Here is a 20803-nt window from a genome sequence, read left to right on the forward strand (position 1 = left end):
TCCGCTTGGCGATAGCGGTATCTGGTCATTCCCCTGGCGGGCGCTTTTCGCTACCCTGCGAGTTTGTTTGGCACTGTCTTATAGAGCCGAGCGCTCAACGTTTAGGAAGGCTGCATGTCCACCCCCTCAGTTCGCGAACAATTCCTCGTCATCAGTGCACTCGGCACCAACGCCATGGAGCTGACCAACGTCCTGTGCCGATCCAGCCATGAAAATCGCTGCGCGGTCGTCAGCACGCGCCTGAGCCGCCACGGAGAGTTCAGCGCACTGGTGCTGCAGGTATCTGGCAACTGGGATGCCCTGGCGCGCCTGGAAGCGGGCCTGCCGGCGCTGTCCAAGAAACATGAGTTCACCGCCAACGTGATCCGCAGCGCCGCCTCGGAAGTTCGTCCCCAGGCACTGCCTTACGTCGCCTATGTCAGTTCGGTGTACCGTCCGGACATCCTCAACGAACTGTGCCAGTTCTTCATCGACCACCGCGTCGAGCTGGAAAGCCTGACCTGTGACACCTACCAGGCTCCGCAGACCGGCGGCACCATGCTCAACGCCACGCTGACCGTCACCCTGCCCGCCGGCACCCAGATCAGCTGGCTGCGCGATCAGTTCCTCGACTTCGCCGACGCACTGAACCTGGATGCATTGATCGAACCCTGGCGTCCCCAGAATCCATAAAGGAGCGTTTCATGGCCATCGCTATCGACTCCCCGATCCCCGATTTCAGCGCCCCCGCCACGGGCGGCGACTTCAACCTGGCCGCTTACAAGGGTAAGCAACTGGTGATCTACTTCTACCCGAAGGACAACACCCCGGGCTGCACCACCCAGGGCCAGGGTTTTCGCGACGGACACGATGCGTTCAGCGCGGCCAATACGGTCGTCATCGGCGTATCGCGCGACAGCCTGAAGACCCATGAGAACTTCAAGGCCAAGCAGGGTTTCACCTTCGAACTGATTTCGGACAAGGACGAAAGCGTCTGCCAGCTGTTCGACGTGATCAAACTGAAGAAGCTCTACGGCAAGGAATACCTGGGCATCGACCGCAGCACCTTCCTGATCGACAAGAACGGCGTTCTGCGCCAGGAATGGCGAGGCGTCAAGGTGCCCGGCCATGTGGATGAAGTATTGGCCGCCGCCCAGGCCCTCAACAAAGCCTGATACATATAAAAATGCCGCTCTCGAGCGGCATTTTTCATTCCTGCGCATTCAACCTGGCATCACGCCTTGCGCAGCCAATAGCGGAACACTTCGCCCTCGGTTTCCTCACGAAGCAGCTCGTGGCCAGCCAGGCGAGCGAACGCCCGAAAGTCGCGCTGCGACCCGGCATCCGTGGCCAGCACCTTGAGCACGTCGCCACTGCTCAGGCCGTTGAGGGCCATCTTGGCCTTGAGCAAAGGCAGTGGGCAATTCAAGCCACACGCATCCAGCTCGGCCTGATGCTCGCCCTCCCACACCGGTACATCACTCATAACGCCCTCCGTTTTTTCCAGCCCGACAGCATAACCCAAGGCCCGCCGACGCTGGTCAGGCAAGTGCCTCCCGGCTACAGTACGGCACTGATCCGACAAGAGCTCCATGCATGAATTTTTTGCGCCCCATTACTCTGCTGACGCTCGCCTGCCTGCTGGCGCAACCGGCGACGGCCAACGACCTGCCGTCACTCGGCGACGCCAGCTCTGCCCTGGTTTCCCCGCAACAGGAATACCAGTTGGGCCGTGCCTGGCTGAGTATCGTCCGTGGCCAGGTCAGCCAGCTGTCGGATCCCCAGCTCAAGGACTTCGTCGAAAGCAGCGTCTACCGCCTGGCCGAAACCAGCCAGGTACAGGATCGGCGTCTCGAATTCGTCCTGCTCAACAGCCCGCAGATCAACGCCTTCGCGGCGCCAGGCGGGATCATCGGCGTCAACGGCGGACTGTTCCTCTATGCGCAGACCGAAGGCGAATATGCTTCGGTGCTGGCCCACGAACTCGCTCACTTGTCGCAACGCCACTTCGCCCGCGGCCTGGAAGCCCAGCAACGCATGCAACTGCCGGTCATGGCGGCGATGCTCGCCGGTATCGTCGCAGCCGCAGCGGGTGCCGGTGACGCCGGTATCGCCGCCATTGCCTCGACCCAGGCAGCGGCCATTCAGGAACAACGACGCTTCTCCCGGCAGAACGAGCAGGAGGCGGATCGTATCGGCCTGGTCAACCTGGAAAAGGCCGGCTACGACCCACGCTCGATGCCGAGCATGTTCGAGCGCCTGATGCGCCAATATCGCTACGACCGCATGCCGCCGGAGTTCCTCCTGACCCACCCGGTCTCCGAATCGCGCATCGCCGATACCCGCAACCGCGCCGAGCAGTACCAGGCTGGCGGCACCGAGGACAGCCTGCGCTACCAGCTGATGCGCGCCCGCGTACAGCTCACCTACGAAGAAACCCCGGGCATCGCTGCCAAACGCTTCCGTGCCCAGCTCGATGAAAACCCCAACATGGATGCTGCGCGCTACGGCCTGACCATCGCCCTGATCAAAGGCAGCCAGTTCGACGAAGCGCGCGACACGCTTGCGCCCTTGCTGCAAAAGGCCCCGGACGATGTCACCTACAACCTGGCGCAGATCAGTCTGGACTCGGCGGCCAACCGCCTCTCGGACGCCGAGCAGCGCATCAAGCGCCTGCTCGATCTGTACCCTGGCAATTATCCGCTGAACCAGGCCCGTATCGATCTGCTACTCAAGCAGCGCAGCATCCCTGAGGCCGAGCGGGCACTGAATGACCTGCTCAAGCGCCGCGTAAAGGATCCGGACGTCTGGTATCAGGTGGCGGAAGTGCGCGGCCTCAGTGGCAATACCATCGGCCTGCATCAGGCACGCGCCGAGTTCTTTGCGCTGGTGGGGGATTTCAACCAGGCCATCGAGCAGCTCGATTTCGCCAAACGCCGGGCCAGCAACAACTTCCAGCTGGCCTCACGTATCGACGCCCGGCAGAAAGAGCTGATCGAAGAAAAGCGCATGACGGAAGAAATGCTGCGCGGCTAAGCAAGGGCGCTACAAGCCATCCGTAGATACCGTCTTGACCCCAAGTCGGCAAGAGGCCGTTCGGAGCCAGGGCCTACTTGTAGGAGCGTCGACCCTGGCGCGAATCGATGGCGGTCTTATCGCAATATCTGGCGTTGCGCCTATTGGTGGCGCCGTGCAGAACCGTAGGATGGGTGAAACCCATCAATTGCCGGTGGGTTTCATCACATTGCCGCCAGCAGACGACGCACAGCAGATTACAAACAAGCCTCAGGCATTACCTGCCAGCTTCAGCCGCGCCGCCTGGGTAAAGTCCAGCATGCGCTTGAGCGGCTTGATCGCCCGTGGGATCAGTGCCGGATCGACGAATACTTCGTTACTGCCCTCACGCAGGCACTGCAGCGTGCGCTGCAAGGTATTCATCGCCATCCAGGGGCAGTTGGCGCAACTGCGGCAAGCGGCGCCATTGCCGGCGGTCGGCGCCGCGACGAATTCCTTGTCCGGACACAACTGCTGCATCTTGTAGAAGATACCGCGGTCGGTGGCGACGATGAAGGTCTTGTTCGGCATGCGCTGCGCAGCGGCGATCAACTGACTGGTCGAGCCCACCGCATCGGCCAGGTCGATCACCGCCGTAGGCGACTCCGGGTGCACCAGCACTGCCGCGTCCGGGTACAGCGCTTTCATCTCTTCAAGCTGACGGGCCTTGAACTCCTCGTGGACGATGCAGGCACCATCCCAGAGCAGCATGTCGGCACCGGTCTTGTTCTGGATGAAACGCCCCAGGTGCTGATCCGGCGCCCAGATGATGCTCTCGCCGTTGTCCATCAGGTGCTCGACGATCTCCACGGCGCAACTGGAAGTCACCACCCAGTCGGCACGCGCTTTCACCGCCGCGGAGGTATTGGCGTAAACCACCACGGTGCGCTGCGGATGCTGGTCGCAGAACGCGGCGAACTCGTCGACCGGGCAACCCAGATCCAGCGAACAGGTCGCCTCCAGCGTCGGCATCAGCACACGCTTTTCAGGGTTGAGGATCTTCGCCGTCTCCCCCATGAACTTGACACCGGCGACCAGCACGGTCTGCGCCGAATGCTGATTACCGAAGCGCGCCATCTCCAGGGAATCGGACACACAGCCGCCGGTTTCTTCGGCAAGCGCCTGCAGCACCGGGTCGCAGTAATAGTGAGCGACCAGCACGGCATTCTGTCGCGTCAGTTCTTTTGCAATTTCATCACGGTAAAACGCTTCCTGCTCCGCCGTCAGCGTCTCTGGCTGCTTGGCATCAAGATGAGCTTGGACAAGAAGTCGTTCGGCAATCTGCGTCATGTCGTCAGGCCCTGTTGAGGTCTATCAGCACGGAACTTGGAGTATACCGCCAGACACACTGGCCTGGTCGGAACACGCAGAGGGGCTTCGCACAGGGTACAACGGCGGGCGCCGGCCTTGCGCGGGCGCGCATGTTAAGTGCATTGCGAGGCCTTTTTCAATCACGCAATCAGCCTACTATCGATCCACCGGTTGATCGCCACGATAAACCGCCGCATCATCAGCACAAGAACGCGACTGCTTGAGCGACACCCGCCAAGCTGGAACGTGAAGCCACTGAATCGGGAGAAGCCCTCCCGAGCGCCTGCCAGGCGCAATGGCTACACGTGGCCGACCAAGTTCAGTACCGCAGAGGCCGAGTACGACCTCTGAATGAATCATAGTTACCACCACTTCTGGAAAACACTGGCCACGCGCGCGCCCCGCAGTGGTCGTTCAGCGATTGAGGATGTCATGGCTTACGAAAGCATCGAATGGGACAAGCTGGGTTTCGATTACATCAAGACCGACCAGCGTTATCTGTCGCACTGGCGCGACGGTGAGTGGGATCAGGGTACCCTGACTGAAGACAACGTCCTGCACATCAGCGAAGGCTCCACCGCCCTGCACTATGGCCAACAGTGCTTCGAAGGCCTCAAGGCCTACCGCTGCAAGGATGGCTCGATCAATCTGTTCCGCCCGGATCAGAACGCCCAGCGCATGCAGCGCAGCTGCGCCCGCCTGCTGATGCCGGCGCCATCCAACGAGCAGTTCATCGAGGCCTGCAAGCAGGTCGTACGCGCCAACGAACGCTTCATCCCGCCGTACGGCTCCGGCGGCGCGCTGTACCTGCGCCCCTTCGTGATCGGCGTTGGCGACAACATCGGCGTGCGTACCGCGCCCGAGTTCATCTTCTCGGTGTTCTGCATCCCGGTCGGCCCCTACTTCAAGGGCGGCATGAAGCCGAACAACTTCGTCATATCGAGCTATGACCGCGCGGCCCCACAGGGCACCGGCGCTGCCAAGGTCGGTGGCAACTATGCAGCCAGCCTGATGCCGGGCGCCCAAGCGAAGAAGAACAACTTCGCCGACTGCATCTACCTCGATCCGCAGACCCACACCAAGATCGAAGAAGTGGGTTCGGCGAACTTCTTCGCCATCACCCACAACGACGAATTCGTTACACCGAAATCGCCATCGGTACTGCCGGGCATCACCCGTCTGTCGCTGATCGAACTGGCACAGAGCCGCCTGGGCCTGAAAGTCATAGAAGGCGATGTGTTCATTGATCGCTTGAGCGATTTCAAGGAAGCCGGCGCCTGCGGTACCGCGGCGGTGATCACACCGATCGGCGGTATCGAGCACCAGGGCAAACTGCACGTGTTCTATAGCGAGACAGAGGTCGGCCCGACCATCAGCCGCTTGTACAGCGAGCTGACCGGCGTGCAGTCCGGCGATGTCGAAGCACCGCAAGGCTGGATCGTCAAAGTCTGATACGACGCGCTGGCGGGCCTCAATGGCTCGCCAGCGCAAGCAGGCTGGACGCATGTACCCAAAACGAAAAAAGCCCGGATATCTTCACGATATCCGGGCTTTTTTGTGCGCCTTCACCGGGAAGGCTTGAAATGGTGGGTCGTGTAGGATTCGAACCTACGACCAATTGGTTAAAAGCCAACTGCTCTACCAACTGAGCTAACGACCCGTGGTGCGAGCGGTATGATACTGATTTAACTCAGGAATTCAACACCCACCAGAAAATAATTTATTGATAGCGAGTAGGATCGACCACACCAGCGGCGGCGAAGCCGGCCGAGCGCAAACGACAGCTATCGCATTTCCCGCAGGCACGGCCGTCGTCATCGGCCAGATAGCAGGAAACGGTCAGGCCGTAATCCACACCCAGGCGCGAACCAGCCTGGACGATTTCAGCCTTGCTCATCATCTGCAACGGCGCCTGGATACGGATGCTCTGCCCTTCTACGCCCATTTTGGTCGCCAGGTTGGCCACCCGCTCGAAGGCTTCGACGAACTCCGGCCGGCAATCCGGGTAACCGGAATAATCCACCGCGTTGACGCCGATGAAGATGTCCTGCGCCTCCAGCACTTCGGCCCAACCCAAAGCCAGGGCCAGAAACACGGTATTGCGCGCGGGCACGTAGGTGACCGGAATGCCAGTCGTCGGGCTCTGCGGTACATCGATGCTCGAATCGGTCAGCGCCGAGCCACCGATACCACCGAGGTTCATGCCGATCACCTTGTGCTCGACCACACCCAGTTGCCGCGCGACGCGCTCGGCGGCCTGCAGTTCGGAGCGATGCCGCTGGCCGTAGTCGAAGCTCATGCTGTAGCAGCTATAACCCTGCTCTTTGGCCATGGCTACCACGGTCGCGGAGTCGAGGCCGCCGGACAGAAGGATGACCGCTTTCTTTTCACTCATGTCAGTGCCCCGGCTCGTCGTTCCAAAGAATCTTGTGAAGCTGCAGTTGCATGCGCACCGGCAGGTTGTCGGCAATCACCCATTCGGCCAGCTCTCGGCCACTCACCTGCTGGTGGCTGGGTGAAAACAACAACTCACCGGCGCGCTCGGCCAGACCATACTGAATGATCTTGCTCACCGACCAGTCATAGTCCTCACGCGAACAGATGACGAACTTGACCTGATCCCGTGGCTGCAGGTACTCGATGTTTTCATAGCGATTTCGCGCTACCTCGGCGGATCCTGGCGTTTTCAGATCAATGACCTTGCTGACCCGCGCATCGACCGCGGACACGTCCAGGGCGCCACTGGTCTCCAGGGACACGTCATAACCGGCGTCGCACAGGCGCTCGAGCAAGGGAATGCAGTTGGGCTGTGCCAGCGGCTCACCACCGGTTACACAGACATAACGCGGTCGATAGCTCGCGACTTGCTCGAGGATGGCGTCCAGCGTGAGGACTTCACCACCACTGAAGGCATAGGCGGTATCGCAGTATTGACAACGCAGGGGGCAGCCGGTCAGGCGTACGAATACCGTCGGCAAGCCGGCAGTACGCGTCTCCCCCTGCAACGAGAAAAAGATCTCGGTGATGCGCAGGGTATCTTTCATAAGGGCCACGGGCGTAACGGCGAAACAGGCCATCCGCCTCCGTTGCGAAAAAGGACGGCGATTCTAAACGAAAAAAATGGCCGGGAGTCATTTTTGACGTCGCTTGCGACGGCCAAAAGGGTGGCCGCCAAGAATGACAGGCCATAAAAAACCCGCGACAGGCGCGGGTTTCGCTCGGAAGCCTGGATCTACTGGATTCTCTGCAAGTCACGCTGCGCCAGTTGCGCAGCCGAAGTACCCGGGTATTGCGCGATAACCTGCTGCAGGATGCCCTTGGCCTTGTCGTTGTTGCCCAGGCGAATTTCCACATCGGCCAACTTGAACAGCGAATCAGGCACCTTGGAATGCTGCGGGTAGGCCTGACTGACTTTGGCGAAGGCTTGACCTGCGCCCTGCAGATCACCCTTGGCGAGGTTCACCTCACCCAACCAGTATTGAGCGTTGCCTGCGTACTGACTGTCCGGATAACGACGCAGGAACGCGGCGAAGGCCTGGCTGGCCTTGTCGAAATCCTTGGCCTTGATCAGGTCGAAGGCAGCGTCGTAAAACAGCTTTTCCTTGGCGGGATCTGCCGGCTCGCCGGAGGCTTGCGCCTGCCCTGCGCCACCAGCAGGAGAACCGTCGGCACCATTGCTGGCGCCAGCGGCTGGAGAATTCTGTGTGGTTGCAGCACCGGCTGCGGCACCACTGCTCAGACGTTTATCAAGATCCTGGTAACGCTCCAGGCCTTCCTGCTTCAAACGCTGAATGTCGTTCTGCTGCTCTTCAAGCATGCCTCGCAGTTGCGCAATTTCCTGCTGCATCTGCTGTAGCTGATTGAACAACATGCCCTGCGCCGAAGATGGGGTTTCCACCCCACCTCCAGCGTAGGCGCCAGACGTGCCGTAACCGGCATTCGGATTACCACCACCGTTACCGGTACTGCCATCCTGTACGGGAATCTGAGCCCAGGCCGCAAGCGGCAGGCTCAGCGCCATTACGGTTACTACACGTCGGCACATTCGCATATCGAATTACTTACGCAGTTCGACGCGACGGTTCTGAGCCCAGGATTGCTCGTCGTTGCCAGTGGCAACCGGACGCTCTTCACCGTAGGAAACCAGTTCCAGCTGAGCTGGGGAAACGCCCTGCAGTACCAGGTAACGCTGAACGGCCTTGGCACGACGCTCGCCCAGAGCCATGTTGTATTCGCGGGTACCGCGCTCGTCAGCGTGGCCTTCCAGGACGACGCGAGCGCCGTTGCCTTTCAGATCCTTGGCATGAACGTCCAGAGCACGCATGGCTTCCGGCTTCAGGTCAGAGCTGTCGTATTCGAAGTAGAAAGTGGTGATAGCGCGCAGAGCGGCTTCTTCACTCAGGCTGCCGTCGACAGCGTCGGTGCTTGCACCGTAGCCAGCGTTCGGGTCTACAGCACCTTCGCCAGCGGTGTCACCGCCTTTGGAGGAACAGCCAACAGCCACGGCGAGAGCCAGGCTCAGTGCAGCAAACTTGCCAAATTTCAGCATTTCCATGTGTAACTCCTAATGAACCCCAGTGTGTTAAGCATACAAACAGGTGAAGCACCGCGCATCAGTTCAGGAAGGGGGACCAGGATGGCTCTCGAACTTCGCCTTGAGCGGTAGGTAGAGGGAGCCTAACGCGGCCATTAATGGACGCTAACATCAGGACTCCCCGCCCCTGCTGGCGGGTAGCGTAGATTAGCATGGTGCCATTGGGCGCAACAGTAGGCGACTCATCCAAACTTGTATCTGAAAGAATGCGCAGATTGCCACGCTCAAGATCCTGTGCTGCTACCTTGAACACGGTGTAACCATCCTGGCGATGAATCATTACCAGGGTCTTTTCGTCGGCAGACAATTTTGGGTTGGCATTGTAATTGCCGACGAAGGTCACTCGTTCGACCGCACCAGTATTGATGTTGGTCTTGTAAATCTGTGGCCTGCCAGAACGGTCAGAGGTGAAATAGATCGTCTGACCATCTTTGCCCCAGAAGGGCTCGGTATCGATAGCGTAGTGATTGGTGACACGGCGCAAGTTCCGGGAGGCCATGTCCATGACATAGATTTCCGGGTTGCCGTCTTTCGACAGGGTGAACGCCAGCTTGCTGCCATCCGGCGACCAGGCCGGCGCACCGTTGAGGCCTTCGAAATTGGTAACCTGCTCACGACGACCGGTATCGATGTGCTGGACGAAGATACGCGGACGCTTCTGCTCGAAGGAAACGTAAGCGATACGCTTGCCATCGGAAGCGAAGGACGGCGACAGGATCGGCTCGCGCGACTGCAGCAGAGTGACCGCACGGGCACCGTCATAGTCCGAACGCTGCAGGGTATAGCGGGTATTGTTGACACCGAAGCGCTCCGCCGTGACGTACAGCATTCGGGTGGAGAATGCACCCTTGACGCCTGTCAGCTTCTCGAACGACTGATCGGCGATATGGTGAGCCATGTCGCGCAGTTGATCGGTACTGCCACCCACGTTGCCGGTCAGCACCTGCTGCTCGGTGGCGACGTTGAACAGGGCGAATTGCACCTGCAGGCGAGCACCGTTCGGCACGATATTGCCGACCAGCACGTACTGGGCGCCCAGCGCTTTCCAGTCGCGGTAGATGACTTCGCTGCCCTGGGTCGGCAGGCTGATCATGTTCTGCCGCGGGATCGGCTCGAACACGCCGGAGTTGCGCAGATCATTGCCTACGATGGTGGCGATGTCTTCGGGCAGCACATTGCCGCCCTGCCAGCCGAACGGCACCACGGCGATCGGGGTGGCCCGATCAGTGCCGGTGCTGATCACCAGTGGATCAGCCGCCTGCACGGTACCGACCAGCATGGCCAGCCCCAGCACAACGATTCGCATCAGGGTATTCACAGACCTAAATCCTCCGGTTTGAAGACGGCACGACGCTGCCGGTAAAGCCGATCGAACGTGGCGCGATCAAGTTGCTGCATTTCTGCAATGCGCCCCACGTTGCGCACTGCCTGTACTGCTGAACTGTCGAACGGTGAGTCGCCGCTGGAGCGGCTGATGCTGGCATTGGTGATGGTGCCGTCGGGCAACATCTCGATCAGCACTTCCACACTCATGCCATTGCGCGCCGAAGGCGGACGCCGCCACTGCTCGCTTACCAGCTTGACGATCAGATCATCGAGGTTGCCCGCCACCTGATCGCCCTGTGTCTCGGCCAGCGCCTGTTGCCGCTCGGTGTCATCGGACAGCAGCTCGGCCAGAGCCGCTGCTTTCTTGTCCTCGACCGCCTTGCGCTCGGCTGCCTGGGCATTGGCTTTTTTCTTGGCATCTTCAGCAGCCTTTTTCTTCGCTGCATCAGCTGCCGCTTTCTTCTTCGCCTCTTCGGCTGCCTTTTTCTTGGCATCCTCGGCGGCTTTCTTCTTCGCAGCTTCGTCAGCGGCCTTTTTCTTGTCGGCCTCTTCCGCCGCCTTTACCTTGGCGGCGTCAGCCAGCTTCTTCTGCTCGGCGGCTTTCGCCGCAGCATCGGCCTCTGCCTTTTTCGCTGCATCGGCCTTTCGAGCTTCTTCGACTTTCTTTTGTTCCGCTGCTTTAGCGGCCTGCTGCTGTGCCTCCGCCTGAGCCTGCTTTTCCTGCTCGGCCTTTTTCTGTTCGAGCTGTTCGGTCTCGAACTGCGGCGCAGCGGTTTTCTTGGCTTCGCCTGCGATCTTCTGGTTGGTCTGGGTCGTAGCCTGGCTCTGCGATTTCAATTGGTACAGGGTAGCCTGCACGATCGGTTTTGCCGGTGGCAGATCGGGCGCGAAGGCAAAACTGACGAACAGCATGCCGAACATCAGCGCATGCAGCCCTACAGCCCAGACCACCGGCCAGAACAGGCTTTCCGAAGGTGAGCGTTCACGCTGCCGCATCAGGGTGCCTCGGTAATCAGGCCGACGTTACCCACGCCAGCCTGTTGCAAGCCACCCATAGCGGACATCACGGTGCCGTAATCGACCGCCTTGTCGCCACGCACGAACACCTGCACCTGCTTACCCTGGCTGCGGGTCTGATTGATGATCGCGGTAACCGCGCGAGTCATCTCGTCCAGGGTCAGGGCGCGATCCTGCACGGTATCGGTATCCACTTCCGAGCCCATGTTCCAGTAGTAGGACTTGTCGGACTTGATGGAAATGGTCAATACCTGAGAATCGTTGTCCTGAGGCAGCACTTCGCTGCTGACCTGAGGCAGGTCGACCTTGACTCCCTGATTGAGCATCGGCGCCGTAACCATGAAGATGACCAGCAGCACCAACATCACATCGATGTAAGGCACTACGTTCATCTCGGAGACGGGCTTGCGTCTGTTGCGAATTCTGGCCATGGCTCTGAAAACCTATCTATGAATGCCTAAGGCTTAGTCTTCACTACTGTGCACTTTACGGTGCAGGATCGCCTGGAACTCGTCGGCGAAGGTGTAGTAACGCGAGATCAGCATTTCACCGCGGGCAGCGAAGCGGTTGTAGGCGATAACGGCTGGAATCGCAGCGAACAGGCCGATAGCAGTAGCGATCAGTGCCTCGGCGATGCCGGGCGCGACGGTCGCCAGGGTGGCCTGCTGCACTTGAGCCAGGCCGCGGAAAGAGTTCATGATCCCCCAGACGGTACCGAACAGGCCGATATAGGGGCTGGTGGAACCGACGGTAGCGAGAAACGGCAGGCTCTGTTCGAGCTTCTCTTCTTCACGGGAAATGGCCACGCGCATGGAGCGAGCGACACCATCCATGACCGCGTCCGGATCCATGCCAGGCTGCTGGCGAAGGCGGGAAAACTCCTTGAAGCCGGCACGGAAAATTTGCTCCAGCCCCGAATCGGGATCCGGATTGCTACCCGCCTGACGATACAGTTTGGACAGATCGATACCGGACCAAAAGCGCTCCTCGAAGTTGTCCAGCGCACGCTTGGCACCGCGCAGCATGCTGCTGCGCTGGAAGATGATGACCCACGAAGTGACCGATGCGGCCACCAGGGTCAACATCACCAACTGCACCACCAGACTGGCGTTGCTGATCAGACTCCACATCGACATGTGGTCAACGGCGTTGGCTTCCACGCTTACTCTCCTGCAGTAGATGTACCGGCACCATCCTCTCCGGCGAACGCAGTTCGCAGAGACAGAGGCATGGCCCGGGGTTTGAAATTATCGGCGCGCACACAGGCCACCAGGAACTGCCCCTCACAGAGCAGCACGTTATCCGTCACCCGCCTCACCTGTTGACGAAAGCGCAGGCTGGCACGGTTCAATTCAGTTACTTCAGCACTGACCAGCAATTCGTCGTCCAGCCGCGCCGGTGCGTGATAACGCGCCTCGCTGGAGTGCACGACGAACAACAGGCCCTCACCTGCCAGCGTCGACTGGGCGAAACCCAGTTCGCGCAGCCGCTCGGTGCGAGCCCGCTCCATGAATTTGAGGTAGTTGACGTAATAGACGATTCCACCGGCATCAGTGTCTTCGTAGTAAACACGACAGCGATGGGCGAACGGCTGACCGGCGTATTGCGCGCGCATACTCTAGTGCCAGCCCCGAGTCTTGCCAATCGGCCCGACAAGTATTTTTTTCATTGCCCTTCTCCATCAATGAACAAGTCGAGGGTTGGCCGTTCATCCATGCGCTTCGGCGTGTTCAAGCCAAAGTGCAAGTAAGCATGTCGGGTCACGACTCGCCCTCTCGGCGTGCGCATGATGTAACCCTGCTGGATCAGATACGGCTCCAGCACGTCCTCGATGGTATGCCGCTCCTCGCTAATCGCTGCCGCCAGGCTATCGACACCGACCGGACCGCCATCGAACTTCTCGATCATGGTCAGCAGCAAACGTCGATCCTGATGATCGAACCCCCGCTCATCCACATCCAACAGGTTCAATGCCAGGTCGGCGATCTGCCGGGTGATGTCGCCCTGCCCGCGGACTTCGGCGAAGTCTCGCACGCGGCGTAGCAACCGATTGGCAATACGCGGCGTCCCCCGAGCGCGGCGGGCAATCTCGAACGCCCCCTTTGCCTCGATGGGCAAACCGAGAATTCCCGCCGCCCGGGTGATGATGGTCGCCAGATCCTCGGTACCGTAGAACTCGAGACGCTGCACGATACCGAACCGGTCACGCAACGGATTGGTCAGCATGCCGGCCCGAGTGGTGGCGCCAACCAGGGTGAATGGCGGCAGATCCAGCTTGATCGAGCGTGCGGCAGGCCCCTCACCGATCATGATGTCGAGCTGAAAGTCTTCCATCGCCGGGTACAGCACTTCCTCGACAATAGGCGACAAGCGGTGAATCTCGTCGATGAACAGCACATCGCCCGGCTCAAGATTGGTCAACAGCGCCGCCAGATCGCCGGGGCGCTCGAGCACCGGGCCAGAGGTGCTTTTGATGGAAACATTCATTTCCTGGGCGATGATGTTCGCCAGGGTGGTCTTGCCCAAACCCGGCGGGCCGAAGATCAACGTGTGATCGAGTGATTCCTTGCGACCTCGGGCCGCCTGGATAAACAGCTCCATCTGCTCGCGAACGACGGGCTGCCCAATGTACTCGGCCAGCGTCAGCGGGCGAATGGCGCGGTCGACCTGCTCATCGCGGTCGCGGCTGCCTGCCGTAACCAGCCTGTCTGCTTCGAGCATCTACAGCATTCCCTTCAACGCACGACGAATCATGTCTTCACTACTCAACCCATCTTCTTTGACCGCCGAAACGGCGCGACTGGCTTCCTGCGGTTTGTAGCCCAGGGAGATAAGCGCACTGACCGCATCATTCTCCGCGCTTGTGACTGCGCTACCGGCACGAGGTTCAACCACCAGATTGGCCATGCCGGGCACGGTCTCCCAGGCCTTGAAGCGATCCTTGAGCTCGACCAGCAGGCGCTCGGCGGTTTTCTTGCCGACGCCGGGAATCTTCACCAGCGCAGCCGTGTCCTGAGCCTGTACGCAACGCACCAGTTCATCGACCTCGAGCCCCGACATCAACGCCAGCGCCAGCTTCGGGCCGACGCCATTGAGGCGGATCAGCTCACGGAACAGCTCGCGCTCGCGTTTCTCGAAAAAGCCATAAAGCAGATGCGCATCCTCACGCACCACCAGGTGGGTGTGCAGCGTCAGCGGCTCACCCACCGGGGGCAAACGGTACAACGTGGTCATGGGGACTTCCAGCTCATAGCCCAGACCATTCACATCCAGAATCAAATGCGGCGGCTGCTTTTCCGCCAGGGTGCCGCGTAAACGCCCGATCATCGCGCCGTCCTTCTATAGAGTCGAATCATCAAAAATCCATCCACAACCGCCACCATTACAAACGCAGACGCCCGCCACGCCGCTTGGCACCCACCAGCCCGTGAGGAATCAGGCTCTGCCGGTGATGGGCATGACACAAGGCGATGGCCAGAGCATCGGACGCATCGATCTGCGGCTTCTGCACCAGCTTGAGAAGGTGCATGACCATCATCTGTACTTGTTCCTTGCCGGCACCACCGCTTCCGGCGATGGCCTGCTTGACCTGGGTAGCGGTGTATTCGGAGATATCCAGCCCTGCCTCGATGCCTGCGACGATGGCCACACCGCGGGCCTGGCCAAGCTTGAGCGCGGAGTCCGGATTGCGCGCCATAAACACCTGCTCGATACCCATGGTCACCGGCCCATAAGTGCTGATGACTTCACTGACGCCACGAAAGACCACCTGCAATCGCTCCGGCATGCTGCCAGTGCCGGTGCGGATGCACCCGGAGGCGACATACTCGCAGCTGCGGCCGGTATCACGCACCACACCGTAACCGGTGATACGCGAACCAGGGTCGATTCCCAGAATCAGGGTCATGCCTTTCATCCACCCGTGGCATTGATTGCCACACTGTCTATTTATCCAGGCAGCGAGTATAGGGTCGTCCATGGGCCGCCGTCATCCAAAGGATCCACGGCCTGTCGGACATAAATGCCTGAAAGCACGTTTTTGCCGTGAACGGCCGAACTGGCGCAAGATGATCGATCATCGAGGAAGGTGCCGGTGATCCGCTCTCACGCTACGGGCTCAAGGCTTCGCTGCCCATGAACCGCCCGCAGGGAGCCGGCTTGCCAACGATTGCGGTGGCAAAATTCACGCGGGTGTCGCGACTGTGATCGCTTCGCTGGCAAGCCAGCTCCTACACGACTTTCGTGTTCCTGAAAGGCATCGTTCGGCAGCACGAACCATGTAGGAGCTGCGGGGGCGCCTAGCCTTGCCGGCGATGGCGGGGACGAAATTCAGGCGGGCGTCGCGATCGAGATCGCTCCGTTGGCGAGCCAGCACCTACACGACCTTGGTAAGTCTGCAGAGCTTTGGTGTAGAGCCGGAAGCGCCAACAGCGAGTTCCGGCTTTCAACGAACCGCAGGATCAGCCGAGCTGTTCCATGATCTCGTCGGAAACTTCGGCGTTGTGGTAGACATTCTGCACGTCGTCCAGGTCTTCGAGCATATCGATCAGCTTGAACACCTTCTGCGCAGTCTCCAGATCAGTGATCGGCGCGCTGATCGACGGGATCATGGCGATATCCGCCTCCTCCCCTCTGAAACCAGCCGCATTCAACGCCTCGTTCACCGCATGGAACTCGGTGAAGCTGGTCGATACCAATGCAGCACCATCCTCGCCCATTTCCACGTCGTCGGCGCCGGCCTCCAGCGCTGCTTCCATCAGGACATCTTCGTCGATACCCGGCGCGAAGCTGATCTGCCCCTTGCGATCGAACATGTAAGCCACCGAACCATCGGTACCCAGGTTGCCACCGCATTTGGTAAATGCATGACGCACTTCGGCAGCGGTACGGTTGCGGTTGTCGGTCATCACTTCGACGATGATCGCCACGCCGCTCGGTGCGTAGCCTTCGTAGCTGAACTCGACGACGTTGTCGGCTTCGTTGTTACCGGCACCTCGCGCGATGGCACGGTCGATCACGTCGCGCGACATGTTGTTGGTCAGCGCCTTGTCGACGGCCAGGCGCAGACGCGGATTGTCCGCAGGGATCGGCCCGCCGTGCTTGGCAGCGACGGTCAGCTCACGGATGAGCTTGGTGAAAATCTTGCCGCGCTTGGCGTCCTGGCGCCCCTTGCGGTGCTTGATGTTGGCCCATTTGGAATGACCGGCCATATTCCACTCCAGATTTTTCAGATTTCACAATGAACGAGCCCAGGTTTCCCTGGGCCCGGTATACCGCTTGGCGCTTACTCCGCCTTGGGTTGCTCGCGAAGGCGAATGTGCAGTTCGCGAAGCGACTTGCCATCCACCACACCCGGTGCCTGAGTCATGACGCAGGCAGCGCTCTGGGTTTTCGGGAAGGCGATGACTTCGCGAATCGAGCTGGCACCGGTCATCAGCATAACCAGACGGTCGAGGCCGAAGGCCAGACCACCATGGGGCGGCGCACCGTACTTCAGGGCGTCGAGCAGGAAGCCGAACTTCTCCTGCTGTTCGTCTTCACTGATGCCCAGTACGCGGAACACGGTCTGCTGCATGGCCTTGTCATGGATACGGATCGAACCGCCACCCAGCTCGGTGCCGTTGAGCACCAGGTCGTAGGCACGCGACAGTGCGGCGGCCGGATTGGCCTCCAGCTCTTCGGCCGAGCACTTCGGCGAAGTGAACGGGTGGTGCATGGCGGTCAGGCTGCCATCGTCGTTCTCTTCGAACATCGGGAAGTCGACGACCCACAGCGGCGCCCACTCGGCGGTCAGCAGGTTGAGATCATGACCAAGCTTGATGCGCAACGCGCCCAGGGCATCGCAGACCACCTTGGCCTTGTCGGCACCGAAGAACACGATGTCGCCGTCGACAGCGCCAACGCGATCGAGGATCACGTTGAGATTCGGCTCGGCGATGTTCTTGACGATCGGCGACTGCAGACCCTCGACGCCCTTGGCGCGCTCGTTGACCTTGATATAGGCCAGGCCCCTGGCACCGTAGTTGCCAACGAACTTGGTGTAGTCGTCGATCTGCTTGCGCGGCATGCTCGCCCCGCCTGGAACGCGCAGCGCTGCAACACGGCCTTTCGGGTCGTTGGCCGGGCCTGCGAACACCTTGAAATCGACATCCTTGAGTTGATCGGCAACGTCGACCAGCTCCATCGGGATACGCAGATCCGGCTTGTCCGAACCGAAACGACGCATGGCTTCGGCCAGAGTCATGTGCGGCAGCTCGCCAAATTCGACGTCCAGCACTTCCTTGAACAGGTTGCGGATCATGGTCTCGGTGATGTCCATGATGTCGCTTTCATCGAGGAAGCTGGTCTCGATATCGATCTGGGTGAATTCCGGCTGGCGGTCAGCCCGCAGGTCTTCATCGCGGAAGCACTTGGCGATCTGGTAGTAGCGATCGAAGCCGGCGACCATCAACAGTTGCTTGAACAGCTGTGGCGACTGCGGCAGGGCGAAGAAGCTGCCAGCGTGGGTACGGCTCGGCACCAGATAATCGCGAGCGCCTTCCGGGGTGGCGCGGGTCAGGATCGGCGTTTCCACGTCGAGGAAACCGTTGTCGTCCAGGTAGCGGCGAATGCTGCTGGTGATACGCGAGCGCAGCTTGAGCTTCTCGGCCATTTCCGGGCGACGCAGGTCGATGAAGCGATAGCGCAGGCGGGTTTCTTCACCGACATCGGAGTATTCGTTGAGCGGGAACGGCGGCGTTTCGGCTTCGTTCAGCACTTCCAGCTCATAGCCGAGCACTTCGATGGCGCCCGACGCCATGTTCGGATTGACCGCACCAGCCGGACGCAGACGCACCTTGCCGGTGATCTTGACCACGTATTCGCTGCGCACGCGGTCGGCCTTGGCGAAGGTGTCAGCACGATCCGGGTCGAATACCACCTGAGCCAGGCCTTCACGGTCACGGATGTCGAGGAAGATCACGCCACCGTGGTCACGACGACGGTGAACCCATCCGCAGAGGGTGATTTCCTGGCCGTCCAGGCTTTCGTTCAACTGGCCGCAATAGTGGCTGCGCATCATGGTGGTAATCGCTTCTCTTGAGTCTGAAATTCATTGAACCGCGAGCCGGCGCCTTTCGTCCGAGCCAGCAAACGCACTGCAGGGATTCGCACGGACAAGCCAGGCGGTCTGTCGCTGCAGCAAAGCGAGCGATTATATATGGTTAAGCAGCACTGCGCAGCCGAGCAAGTTACCGGCGGCGCCACGCATAGTTTTCCGTGATCGGCGCCATTGATACAAAGCACATAGCGTCCTTTACCCACCGTGATAGTCTCTGCCCATTCGCAGGGCTACACAGCCTATCCCCACCGACAGGAGAAAAATCCATGGAAATCAACATCGGAATCGCTGAACAGGATCGCGCCTCCATCGCCGAAGGCCTGTCGCGCCTGCTGGCCGACACCTACACCCTGTACCTGAAAACCCATAACTTTCACTGGAACGTTACCGGGCCGATGTTCAACACCCTGCACCTGATGTTCGAAGGTCAGTACACCGAACTGGCGCTGGCCGTCGACGCCATTGCCGAGCGTATCCGCGCCCTGGGCTTTCCGGCTCCCGGCACCTATGCAGCGTACGCACGCCTGTCCTCGATCAAGGAAGAGGAAGGTGTGCCGACCGCCGACGAAATGATCAAGCTGCTGGTACAGGGCCAGGAAGCAGTGGTACGCACAGCCCGCGGCATCTTCCCGCTGCTGGATAAGGTCAGTGACGAGCCCACCGCCGACCTGCTGACTCAGCGCATGCAGGTTCACGAAAAAACCGCGTGGATGCTGCGTAGCCTGCTGGCTTCCTGATCAGGCCTTTCGCGATGGCCGCCCCTTCGGCGGCCATCGTTCCCTCATCTGTATTCTTATCTCCCCACTGCAACAGCACCGCTGATTTGAGAAGCCCCCTCCTTTGCTGTTAAATACGCCCCGTGCCGTCCTCCCGAGCCTTCGGAAAGACGCATAGGCTGGCCCTCTCGTATATTCCATCGCCCTTACGTCACGGCAAATCGCGTGGAGCCAGCTCTTCCTGGTGATCCTTTATCAAGTGAGTGCGTTAAATATGTTGAAAATCGTCCACCTACTGGTGGGGCTGTCTGCCCTGCTGTTATCTACCATCCCCAGCCTGAGCGATCACGCCCAGCCGTTCCTGCAACATCCGGACGCCCTGTGCCTGGCTCTCTTCGGCGTTCTCAACCTGCTACTGGCCACCCAGTTCCCGCTCTGGCACAACAACCTGCGTCAACAACTGCAAAACCTGGTATGCGCCCTGCTGATTCTCGGTACGCTGCTGCAAGCGCTGATTCTGCTCGCGCCACTGCCCCTGATCGCCGAGCAACCAGCTCTGCTGTTCAGCCTGCTGATCATCGCCATTGCAGTTGCCCTGCATCTGGCGACCAACCTGCGCTTCGACCGACAGAAGACGTCCGTGCCGCAGGAGCTGGGTGATCGCGAGACCGGTACGGTCAAGTGGTTCAATACCTCCAAAGGCTTTGGCTTTATCTCCCGCGATGTGGGCGAGGATATCTTCGTGCACTTCCGCGCCATCCGCGGCGAAGGCCATCGCGTTCTGGTAGAAGGCCAGCGCGTGGAATTTTCCGTGATGCAACGCGACAAGGGCCTGCAGGCCGAAGACGTGATCGCAGCGCTGCCAGCCCGGCGCTGAACACTGCATAACGAAAAAGCCCGCATCGATGCGGGCTTTTTTGTTGCCTGCCATCCCTGGCGGCAATCCTGCGGGCCGTCGCGGAGCGACGTCAAAAACGGCTCCCGGCAATTTTTTGTTCCGGGGCCAGGCACTCAATAATGAGGTGGCGGCGCATCATCCTGAGCGATACCAAAGGCGCTCGCCTCCTCCTGCCGCTTGGCCAGCGACAGCAATTGTCGCTGCAGGCGCTCGATGAGCTTCTGCTGCTCCACGAGGGCATCGTTGAGTGACTGGATGGTGTCGTCCTGAAAGGCCTGGCGGCTCTCCAGCTCGACGATGCGATCTTCGAGCACCTTCATTTATAGATCCCCGAAACGAAACGGTTCCGGTATCACCGAACGCAGCCTGTCCCGCAGGGCGGACACTTGCTCCGGCTCATAGGGTTTGGCCGGGTGACGCCCCCACACGGGAGCTGGCCAGGCAGCATCGTCGCGGTAACGCACGATCACATGCATATGCAGCTGGCTCACCACGTTGCCCAGGGTGGCGATATTGATCTTGTCCGCATTGAACGCCTCTTTCAGCACTTCGGCCAACAGAGCCGTTTCCGCCCACAACGCACGCTGATCCTCCGCATCGAGCTGAAACACCTCACTGACATCCTCTCTACGTGGCACCAGGATGAACCACGGATAGCGGGCATCGTTGCTGAGCAGTAGACGGCTCAAGGGAAACTCCCCCAATACAAAGGTGTCCTGCTGCAGACGGGTATCCAGAACGAACATTCAATTCACCACTCGACTTAATGTGACCGCCAGAGGAAAGAGGCGACCGAATGTAGGCAGGCA

24 protein-coding genes and 1 tRNA gene are annotated in these 20803 nt (G+C 60.1%); 6 read left to right on the forward strand and 19 right to left on the reverse strand.

Translation table 11 applies throughout. The features are described from left to right. The first annotated feature begins 114 nt into the window (after positions 1–114). On the forward strand, positions 115–672 hold the full coding sequence (locus DNK06_RS16535) for a glycine cleavage system transcriptional repressor (RefSeq protein WP_131181092.1): 558 nt from the start codon (positions 115–117) through the stop codon (positions 670–672). 11 nt (positions 673–683) lie between these two features. Next, positions 684–1154: a peroxiredoxin gene (locus DNK06_RS16540; protein ID WP_131181093.1), complete on the forward strand. Its 471-nt coding sequence runs from the start codon at positions 684–686 to the stop codon at positions 1152–1154. Positions 1155–1213: 59 nt separating this feature from the next. On the opposite strand, the gene DNK06_RS16545 is transcribed toward DNK06_RS16540, so the two are convergent. Next, positions 1214–1465 carry a sulfurtransferase TusA family protein gene (locus DNK06_RS16545; RefSeq protein ID WP_131181094.1) on the reverse strand — a complete coding sequence of 84 codons (252 nt, stop codon included), beginning with the start codon at positions 1463–1465 and terminating at the stop codon, positions 1214–1216. 110 nt (positions 1466–1575) lie between these two features. Between DNK06_RS16545 and DNK06_RS16550 the strand changes: the two genes are divergently transcribed. Beyond that, positions 1576–3015: a M48 family metalloprotease gene (locus DNK06_RS16550; protein ID WP_131181095.1), complete on the forward strand. Its 1440-nt coding sequence runs from the start codon at positions 1576–1578 to the stop codon at positions 3013–3015. Positions 3016–3264: 249 nt separating this feature from the next. Here the strand turns inward: DNK06_RS16550 and nadA are convergent, their stop codons facing one another. Continuing rightward, positions 3265–4323: a quinolinate synthase NadA gene (gene nadA, locus DNK06_RS16555; RefSeq protein ID WP_131181096.1), complete on the reverse strand. Its 1059-nt coding sequence runs from the start codon at positions 4321–4323 to the stop codon at positions 3265–3267. 453 nt (positions 4324–4776) lie between these two features. Here nadA and DNK06_RS16560 point away from each other — a divergent pair, with 453 nt between their 5' ends. Continuing rightward, entirely contained in the window at positions 4777–5796 is a 1020-nt protein-coding gene (locus DNK06_RS16560; protein WP_131181097.1) for a branched-chain amino acid aminotransferase, read from the forward strand. 132 nt (positions 5797–5928) lie between these two features. On the opposite strand, the gene DNK06_RS16565 is transcribed toward DNK06_RS16560, so the two are convergent. From DNK06_RS16565 to aspS, 15 genes are all read right to left on the reverse strand, one after another. Beyond that, positions 5929–6004: transfer RNA gene (locus DNK06_RS16565), tRNA-Lys, on the reverse strand. A 60-nt stretch (positions 6005–6064) separates the two neighbouring features. Then, positions 6065–6739: a 7-cyano-7-deazaguanine synthase QueC gene (gene queC, locus DNK06_RS16570; protein WP_131181098.1), complete on the reverse strand. Its 675-nt coding sequence runs from the start codon at positions 6737–6739 to the stop codon at positions 6065–6067. A gap of 1 nt (position 6740) precedes the next feature. After that, positions 6741–7388 carry a 7-carboxy-7-deazaguanine synthase QueE gene (gene queE, locus DNK06_RS16575; RefSeq protein WP_131181099.1) on the reverse strand — a complete coding sequence of 216 codons (648 nt, stop codon included), beginning with the start codon at positions 7386–7388 and terminating at the stop codon, positions 6741–6743. A gap of 188 nt (positions 7389–7576) precedes the next feature. Beyond that, positions 7577–8395, reverse strand: coding sequence for a tol-pal system protein YbgF (ybgF, locus tag DNK06_RS16580; protein ID WP_131181100.1), 819 nt, complete (start codon positions 8393–8395; stop codon positions 7577–7579). Between the two features lie 6 nt (positions 8396–8401). Further along, entirely contained in the window at positions 8402–8899 is a 498-nt protein-coding gene (gene pal / locus DNK06_RS16585; protein ID WP_131181101.1) for a peptidoglycan-associated lipoprotein Pal, read from the reverse strand. A gap of 58 nt (positions 8900–8957) precedes the next feature. Further along, on the reverse strand, positions 8958–10256 hold the full coding sequence (gene tolB / locus DNK06_RS16590) for a Tol-Pal system beta propeller repeat protein TolB (RefSeq protein ID WP_131181102.1): 1299 nt from the start codon (positions 10254–10256) through the stop codon (positions 8958–8960). Next, complete coding sequence (tolA, locus tag DNK06_RS16595) at positions 10253–11263, reverse strand: cell envelope integrity protein TolA (protein ID WP_131181103.1); 1011 nt, start codon at positions 11261–11263, stop codon at positions 10253–10255. The genes tolB and tolA overlap by 4 nt, the downstream gene beginning before the upstream one ends. Continuing rightward, positions 11260–11712 (reverse strand): protein TolR, encoded by a 453-nt coding sequence (tolR, locus tag DNK06_RS16600; protein ID WP_131181104.1) that lies wholly within the window; start codon positions 11710–11712, stop codon positions 11260–11262. The genes tolA and tolR overlap by 4 nt, the downstream gene beginning before the upstream one ends. Before the next feature lie 33 nt (positions 11713–11745). Continuing rightward, on the reverse strand, positions 11746–12441 hold the full coding sequence (gene tolQ / locus DNK06_RS16605) for a protein TolQ (protein ID WP_131181105.1): 696 nt from the start codon (positions 12439–12441) through the stop codon (positions 11746–11748). A 2-nt stretch (positions 12442–12443) separates the two neighbouring features. Beyond that, positions 12444–12896, reverse strand: coding sequence for a tol-pal system-associated acyl-CoA thioesterase (ybgC, locus tag DNK06_RS16610; protein ID WP_131181106.1), 453 nt, complete (start codon positions 12894–12896; stop codon positions 12444–12446). Between the two features lie 50 nt (positions 12897–12946). After that, entirely contained in the window at positions 12947–14002 is a 1056-nt protein-coding gene (ruvB, locus tag DNK06_RS16615; RefSeq protein WP_131181107.1) for a Holliday junction branch migration DNA helicase RuvB, read from the reverse strand. Next, on the reverse strand, positions 14003–14608 hold the full coding sequence (gene ruvA / locus DNK06_RS16620) for a Holliday junction branch migration protein RuvA (RefSeq protein WP_131181108.1): 606 nt from the start codon (positions 14606–14608) through the stop codon (positions 14003–14005). It abuts the gene before it with no gap. A gap of 55 nt (positions 14609–14663) precedes the next feature. Further along, complete coding sequence (ruvC, locus tag DNK06_RS16625) at positions 14664–15188, reverse strand: crossover junction endodeoxyribonuclease RuvC (RefSeq protein ID WP_131181109.1); 525 nt, start codon at positions 15186–15188, stop codon at positions 14664–14666. A gap of 553 nt (positions 15189–15741) precedes the next feature. After that, on the reverse strand, positions 15742–16491 hold the full coding sequence (locus DNK06_RS16630) for a YebC/PmpR family DNA-binding transcriptional regulator (RefSeq protein WP_131181110.1): 750 nt from the start codon (positions 16489–16491) through the stop codon (positions 15742–15744). A gap of 74 nt (positions 16492–16565) precedes the next feature. Continuing rightward, positions 16566–18341, reverse strand: a complete 1776-nt coding sequence (gene aspS, locus DNK06_RS16635) for an aspartate--tRNA ligase (RefSeq protein WP_131181111.1) — start codon at positions 18339–18341, stop codon at positions 16566–16568. Positions 18342–18646: 305 nt separating this feature from the next. Between aspS and DNK06_RS16640 the strand changes: the two genes are divergently transcribed. Further along, positions 18647–19117 (forward strand): Dps family protein, encoded by a 471-nt coding sequence (locus DNK06_RS16640; RefSeq protein ID WP_131181112.1) that lies wholly within the window; start codon positions 18647–18649, stop codon positions 19115–19117. Positions 19118–19370: 253 nt separating this feature from the next. Continuing rightward, entirely contained in the window at positions 19371–19973 is a 603-nt protein-coding gene (locus DNK06_RS25545) for a cold-shock protein (protein WP_131181113.1), read from the forward strand. A 134-nt stretch (positions 19974–20107) separates the two neighbouring features. Here the strand turns inward: DNK06_RS25545 and DNK06_RS16650 are convergent, their stop codons facing one another. Together DNK06_RS16650 and DNK06_RS16655 are read right to left on the reverse strand one after the other, a co-directional pair. Continuing rightward, on the reverse strand, positions 20108–20314 hold the full coding sequence (locus DNK06_RS16650; protein WP_131181114.1) for a SlyX family protein: 207 nt from the start codon (positions 20312–20314) through the stop codon (positions 20108–20110). After that, a complete protein-coding gene (locus DNK06_RS16655) occupies positions 20315–20740 on the reverse strand; it encodes an HIT family protein (protein ID WP_131181115.1) in 426 nt (141 codons plus the stop codon). Positions 20741–20803: the final 63 nt, after the last annotated feature.

Source organism: Phytopseudomonas daroniae (genome assembly GCF_004327285.1).
In the GTDB taxonomy this organism is placed as follows: Bacteria; Pseudomonadota; Gammaproteobacteria; order Pseudomonadales; family Pseudomonadaceae; genus Aquipseudomonas; species Aquipseudomonas daroniae.

Coding starts and splice junctions, on each gene's coding strand:
- DNK06_RS16535 (WP_131181092.1), top strand. CDS start 115: ATGTCCACCCCCTCAGTTCGCGAACAATTCCTCGTCATCAGTGCACTC.
- DNK06_RS16540 (WP_131181093.1), top strand. CDS start 684: ATGGCCATCGCTATCGACTCCCCGATCCCCGATTTCAGCGCCCCCGCC.
- DNK06_RS16545 (WP_131181094.1), bottom strand. CDS start 1,465: ATGAGTGATGTACCGGTGTGGGAGGGCGAGCATCAGGCCGAGCTGGAT.
- DNK06_RS16550 (WP_131181095.1), top strand. CDS start 1,576: ATGAATTTTTTGCGCCCCATTACTCTGCTGACGCTCGCCTGCCTGCTG.
- nadA (WP_131181096.1), bottom strand. CDS start 4,323: ATGACGCAGATTGCCGAACGACTTCTTGTCCAAGCTCATCTTGATGCC.
- DNK06_RS16560 (WP_131181097.1), top strand. CDS start 4,777: ATGGCTTACGAAAGCATCGAATGGGACAAGCTGGGTTTCGATTACATC.
- queC (WP_131181098.1), bottom strand. CDS start 6,739: ATGAGTGAAAAGAAAGCGGTCATCCTTCTGTCCGGCGGCCTCGACTCC.
- queE (WP_131181099.1), bottom strand. CDS start 7,388: ATGAAAGATACCCTGCGCATCACCGAGATCTTTTTCTCGTTGCAGGGG.
- ybgF (WP_131181100.1), bottom strand. CDS start 8,395: ATGCGAATGTGCCGACGTGTAGTAACCGTAATGGCGCTGAGCCTGCCG.
- pal (WP_131181101.1), bottom strand. CDS start 8,899: ATGGAAATGCTGAAATTTGGCAAGTTTGCTGCACTGAGCCTGGCTCTC.
- tolR (WP_131181104.1), bottom strand. CDS start 11,712: ATGGCCAGAATTCGCAACAGACGCAAGCCCGTCTCCGAGATGAACGTA.
- ybgC (WP_131181106.1), bottom strand. CDS start 12,896: ATGCGCGCGCAATACGCCGGTCAGCCGTTCGCCCATCGCTGTCGTGTT.
- ruvB (WP_131181107.1), bottom strand. CDS start 14,002: ATGCTCGAAGCAGACAGGCTGGTTACGGCAGGCAGCCGCGACCGCGAT.
- ruvA (WP_131181108.1), bottom strand. CDS start 14,608: ATGATCGGGCGTTTACGCGGCACCCTGGCGGAAAAGCAGCCGCCGCAT.
- ruvC (WP_131181109.1), bottom strand. CDS start 15,188: ATGACCCTGATTCTGGGAATCGACCCTGGTTCGCGTATCACCGGTTAC.
- DNK06_RS16630 (WP_131181110.1), bottom strand. CDS start 16,491: ATGGCCGGTCATTCCAAATGGGCCAACATCAAGCACCGCAAGGGGCGC.
- aspS (WP_131181111.1), bottom strand. CDS start 18,341: ATGATGCGCAGCCACTATTGCGGCCAGTTGAACGAAAGCCTGGACGGC.
- DNK06_RS16640 (WP_131181112.1), top strand. CDS start 18,647: ATGGAAATCAACATCGGAATCGCTGAACAGGATCGCGCCTCCATCGCC.
- DNK06_RS25545 (WP_131181113.1), top strand. CDS start 19,371: ATGTTGAAAATCGTCCACCTACTGGTGGGGCTGTCTGCCCTGCTGTTA.
- DNK06_RS16650 (WP_131181114.1), bottom strand. CDS start 20,314: ATGAAGGTGCTCGAAGATCGCATCGTCGAGCTGGAGAGCCGCCAGGCC.
- DNK06_RS16655 (WP_131181115.1), bottom strand. CDS start 20,740: ATGTTCGTTCTGGATACCCGTCTGCAGCAGGACACCTTTGTATTGGGG.